We start from the raw sequence: 4,355 nt of genomic DNA, 5'->3' as shown, positions 1-4,355 counted from the left end.
GCCGCCGCCCGCCTGGCCACCGGCCCGGCCCGCGCGCTGGCCGCCCTCGCCGACGAACTCGCCGACGAGCAGGACCGCCTGGACCTCCTCGACGTCGAGGACACCAGCGTCGCCGCCGCCCTCGCCCTGACCGTCCAGCACCTGAGCGCACCCGCCCGCCGGACCTTCCGCCGCCTCGGCGCCCACACCGGCGCCACCCTCGACAGCCGCACCGCCGCCGCCCTGGCCGGCTGTCGCCCCGAGGAGGCCGCCGCCGCGCTGGCCCAACTGGCCACCGCCCACCTGATCGTCCAGATCGGCCGGGACGCCTACACCCTGCACGACCTGGTCCGCCTCTACGCCCGCAGCCTGCCCGGCGACACCGACACCGAGGTGCTGCCCCGCCTGCTCGACCACCTGCTCAACACCCTCCTCACCGCCTGCGCCGCCGCCGAACCGGGCAGCGAACCCTGCTGCACCCTGCCGCCCGGCACCCGCCGCCCCGCCGAGGTCCGCCCCTTCCCTGACCGGGCCGCCGCCCTCGCCTGGTACGCCGCCGAACGCGACACCCTGCGCGGCGCGGTCGAGGCGGCGGTCGCCGCCGGACTGCACGACCGCGCCTGGCGCCTGGTGCTGCTCCAGTGGCCGCTGATCGTCTGGCAGGTCCGGGACGGCTGGGTGCCGCTGCTCGAACACGGCCTGGCCGCCGCCGAGGCCGACCGCGACCCCGGCGCCCAGTCCCGCACCCGGGCCCTGCTGGGCTGGGTCCTGCTGGAGGAGGGCCGCCCCGACCAGGCCCTCGTCCACCTGGAACGCGCCCCCGACCTCGCCGCCCGGGCCGGCGACTCCACCGCCCAGGCCGTCGCCCTGGCCAACCACGCCGTCGCCCTCGCCCGCCACGGCGACCGGGCCGGCCGGGCCCGGGTGAACGCCCTGCTGCTGAAGGCCCTGTCCCTGGCCGAACGGGCCGGACGCGCCGACCTGGTGGCCCTCGCCCGCCAGCACCTGGCCCACGAGTGCCTGGCCGCCGGCGCCGCCGAGGAGGCCGCCCACCACGCCGCCCGCGGCCTGGCCGTCGCCGAACCGCCCTTCCCGGCCGCCCGCCGGGTGGTCCTGCAGACCCTCTACGGCCGCGCGCTGGCCGCCACCGGCCACCCCGAGGAGGCCGCCCGCCACCTCGGCGCCGCGCTGCGCACCGCCCGGGAGCACCAGTACGAGGAGGGCGAGGCGGAGGCCGGCGCGGCCCTGCGCGCCCTGTCCGCCGGAACCGCCGCCGCGGCCCTCACCGCCTCCGCCGCCGCGCAGCACTGACGGGCCCGCGCGCAGGGAAGGATGGACGCAGGGGGGAGCCCGGGCAGCGGGCGAAGCCGGCACACCATCTGCCCGAGGGGGGTTCGCGATGACCACGCCGCCGGATCCGGAGCCGGAGCGCCAGACCGAGCTGCTGGAGCTGTACAAGCTCGCCGTGGAGATGGCCGACCGGGTCTCGGCCCGCCGGGGCAGCGCCAACACCTTCTTCCTGTCCGTGCAGACCGCCCTGGTCACCCTGATCGGCTTCGGCATCCCCAAGCTCTCCGAGTCCCCGTGGTGGGTGGCCACGGCCGTCGCGCTGGCCGGCATCACCCTCTCCGGCGCCTGGTGGATGCAGCTGCGCAGCTACCGGGACCTCAACGGCGCCAAGTTCCAGGTCATCAACAGCCTGGAGGACAAGCTGTCCGCGCGGATCTACACCGACGAGTGGGACGTCCTGCGCAACGCCGCGGCGTCCGGCCGGCGCCACCGGCACTACACCGAACTCGGCACCACGGAACGGCTCGTGCCGATGATATTCGCGGTGGCCCACCTGATCCTGCTCACCGGCACGCTCGCCACCGGCACACTGGCCCTATGAGCCACCTCGACCCGATCGCCGACCTGATCCGCTCCTGCCTGCCCTCCGAGGCCAGACCTCCCGCGGGCTCCGACGACCTCTTCCGCATCTACGCCGTGCTGCTCCAGGCCAAGGGCGAGCAGGTCACCGACGAGGACGTCCACAACGCCTGGACGGCCTGGACCCAGACCACCGACGACAGCCACCAGGCCCTGGTGGCCTTCGACGACCTCGACGCCCGCACCCGCGCCCTCGACGCCCCGTACACCCTCGCCATCCGCACCGCCGCCCGTCGGCTCCACCGCCCCACCGCTCGTTAGGGAGACGCTTCAGGAGTCCGGGCCGCTGCCGGGCCGGGCTCCGGGTCGTACTGGGCGAGGCCGTGGCCGAGCGACCAGTCGACCGGCGCGTTCTCGGTCAGGACGACGAAGACGTTGCGCGGCTCGGTGCCCGCGTACGCGTGGGCGAGCTCGGCGATCCGGCGGTACAGGGCCCGTTTGCGCCCGGCCGGGCGCCCGGCGCGCAGGGTGATCGACACGTACACGATGCCCTCGTCCCGGCGCACGCCGAGGTAACCGCCGTAGCGCAGCGTGCCGGTGACGCCGTCGTGGCCGGCCAGCACCTGGAAGAGGTCGTCGGGCGGGATGCCGATCGTCTCCTGCAGGGCCTGGTGCACGGCGCGCCCGAGGGCGTCCAGCCGCGCGGGGTCGGCCCCCAGCGCGTCGATGCGGACGAACGGCATGGAACGGCTCCCTCCCCGAGGCCCTGCGCCACTCCCGTACATACTAGTAGGTACAGAGGCGGTCTGACGGCGGCTCCGGTCGGGCGCCCCGCGGATTCACCAAACCTCCACGCGGGGTCGCTGCATCGATCGGCCGAGGCGGGGTATCCGGGGCGTTCGACCGTGCCGACACGAGGAAGGACTCCGATGGTCTCGACCACTGGTGAACTGACCGCCTCCGCCGCTTCGCCGACGAAGGACCCCTCCCGCACGGCCGCCTCCGCCACGGCCGCCCTGCGCGAACTGCTGCCACCGGACCTCGCCGCCGCCGACGACCTGCGGGAGGTCCCGCCGGCCGACGCCCGCGCGCTCACCCGGGTGCTGCTGCGCCGGCTCGCCGCCCTGGAGGAGGGCACCGCGGAGTACTCGTACGTGCGGGCCACCCTGGTGGAGATGAACCTGTCCCTGGTCCGGTTCGCGATCCGCCGCTTCACCGCGCACCGCGAGCCGCAGGAGGACCTGCTGCAGGTCGGCGCGGTCGGCCTGATCAAGGCCATCGACCGCTTCGACCCCGACCTCGGCGCCGAGTTCACCACCTTCGCCCTGCCCACCGTGCTCGGCGAGATCCGCCGGCACTTCCGCGACACCACCTGGGCCGTCCACGTGCCCCGCCGCCTCCAGGAGCTGCGGATCGTCCTGGCCAAGGCCCAGGAGAGCCTGGCGCAGGAACTGGACCGGGCCCCCACGGTGGCCGAGCTGGCCGACCACCTGGCGATCCCCCAGGAGGACGTGGTCGAGGGCCTGACCGCCGCCAACGGGCACACCGCCGGCTCCCTGGACACCGGCACCGAGGACGACGACCGCCCCGGCCGCCTCGGCGAGCGCCTCGGCGAGGAGGACCCGGACCTGAGCCGGGTGGAGGACCTGGTCGCGCTCAAGCCGCTGGTCGGCGCCCTGTCGGAGCGCGAGCGGCTGATCCTGTCGATGCGCTTCTGCGAGGACCTGACGCAGTCGCAGATCGGCGCGCGCCTGGGGCTGTCCCAGATGCACGTCTCCCGGCTGCTCGCCCGCACCCTGCGGCGCCTGCGCGAGGGGCTGGAGGAGGACTGAGGGCCCGGGCCCGGGGGCCTCGCGCTTGGCGGCGGGACGGCGCCTGCGTAGGGTCGAGGGGCACGGACATGGAGGGGACGACGATGATGCCATCCGACGACGACCGGCGGGCCCACGCGGCGGCGGCCTCCCCGTACCACGACCCGTACGGTGCCGACCCGTACCGCGCGGAGCCGTACCGCCACGACCCGTACCACGCCGACCCGTACCGCGCGGAGCTGGCGGTGCGCACCCGCCCCGCGGCGGCCGGCGCGGTGGTCTGCGCCCTGGCCGGCGACCTCGACATCGAGACGCTCGCCCCCGCCGCCGACACCCTCACCGCCCTGGTCGCGCAGCGGCCCGGCGCGGTGGTGATCGACCTCGCCGGGGTGGGCTTCTGCGACTCCTCCGGCCTGAACCTCCTGCTCAGGACCCGCCTGGCGGCGGGGGAGGAGGGCGTGGAACTGCACCTGGCCGCGGTGCCGCCCACCGTCATGCGGGTCCTCGAACTGACCGGCACCCGCGCGGTGTTCTCCATCCACCCCTCGGCCGAGGAGGCCCTGGCCGTCTGAGCGGCCCCTCACCCCGCCGCGCCCACCCGGCCACGCCTGCTGGGGCACCCGGAAGGACCGTCCGACCCGGATGGCCGGCAGCTCTCCGCTGTGCACCAACCGGTACACCGTCATCTTCGACACC

5 protein-coding genes and 2 pseudogenes are annotated in these 4,355 nt (G+C 75.6%); 5 read left to right on the top strand and 2 right to left on the bottom strand.

The window, feature by feature from the left end:
* The 3 genes and pseudogenes from ABZW03_RS37845 to ABZW03_RS37835 all read left to right on the top strand — a co-directional run.
* A pseudogene (locus ABZW03_RS37845) lies at nt 1-1,290 on the top strand (AfsR family transcriptional regulator); the annotation flags it as partial.
* 88 nt (nt 1,291-1,378) lie between these two features.
* Nucleotides 1,379-1,870 carry a hypothetical protein gene (locus ABZW03_RS37840; protein WP_355268966.1) on the top strand — a complete coding sequence of 164 codons (492 nt, stop codon included), beginning with the start codon at nt 1,379-1,381 and terminating at the stop codon, nt 1,868-1,870.
* Nucleotides 1,867-2,169, top strand: a complete 303-nt coding sequence (locus ABZW03_RS37835; protein WP_355268964.1) for a hypothetical protein — start codon at nt 1,867-1,869, stop codon at nt 2,167-2,169. Before ABZW03_RS37840 ends, ABZW03_RS37835 begins: the two co-directional genes overlap by 4 nt.
* On the opposite strand, the gene ABZW03_RS37830 is transcribed toward ABZW03_RS37835, so the two are convergent.
* Nucleotides 2,166-2,591, bottom strand: coding sequence for a tautomerase family protein (locus ABZW03_RS37830; protein ID WP_355268962.1), 426 nt, complete (start codon nt 2,589-2,591; stop codon nt 2,166-2,168). The two genes, ABZW03_RS37835 and ABZW03_RS37830, sit on opposite strands and share 4 nt — an antisense overlap.
* 186 nt (nt 2,592-2,777) lie before the next feature.
* On the opposite strand from ABZW03_RS37830, the gene ABZW03_RS37825 reads away from it, so the two are divergent.
* Together ABZW03_RS37825 and ABZW03_RS37820 are read left to right on the top strand one after the other, a co-directional pair.
* The gene (locus tag ABZW03_RS37825) at nt 2,778-3,680 is read left to right on the top strand and encodes a SigB/SigF/SigG family RNA polymerase sigma factor (RefSeq protein WP_355268960.1); all 903 of its coding nucleotides are present in this window, start codon (nt 2,778-2,780) and stop codon (nt 3,678-3,680) included.
* Between the two features lie 83 nt (nt 3,681-3,763).
* Complete coding sequence (locus ABZW03_RS37820) at nt 3,764-4,231, top strand: STAS domain-containing protein (RefSeq protein ID WP_355268958.1); 468 nt, start codon at nt 3,764-3,766, stop codon at nt 4,229-4,231.
* Nucleotides 4,232-4,264: 33 nt separating this feature from the next.
* Here ABZW03_RS37820 and ABZW03_RS37815 read toward each other — a convergent pair.
* Nucleotides 4,265-4,355 (bottom strand): annotated as a pseudogene (locus tag ABZW03_RS37815) (cell division/environmental response transcriptional regulator); the annotation flags it as partial.

Source organism: Kitasatospora sp. NPDC004799, assembly GCF_040609095.1.
Taxonomy (GTDB): domain Bacteria; phylum Actinomycetota; class Actinomycetes; order Streptomycetales; family Streptomycetaceae; genus Kitasatospora.
Note: the sequence above shows the minus strand (reverse complement) of the source record. Positions and strands in the feature narration are given on the sequence as shown.

Coding starts and splice junctions, on each gene's coding strand:
- ABZW03_RS37835 (WP_355268964.1), top strand. CDS start 1,867: ATGAGCCACCTCGACCCGATCGCCGACCTGATCCGCTCCTGCCTGCCC.
- ABZW03_RS37840 (WP_355268966.1), top strand. CDS start 1,379: ATGACCACGCCGCCGGATCCGGAGCCGGAGCGCCAGACCGAGCTGCTG.
- ABZW03_RS37825 (WP_355268960.1), top strand. CDS start 2,778: ATGGTCTCGACCACTGGTGAACTGACCGCCTCCGCCGCTTCGCCGACG.
- ABZW03_RS37830 (WP_355268962.1), bottom strand. CDS start 2,591: ATGCCGTTCGTCCGCATCGACGCGCTGGGGGCCGACCCCGCGCGGCTG.
- ABZW03_RS37820 (WP_355268958.1), top strand. CDS start 3,764: ATGATGCCATCCGACGACGACCGGCGGGCCCACGCGGCGGCGGCCTCC.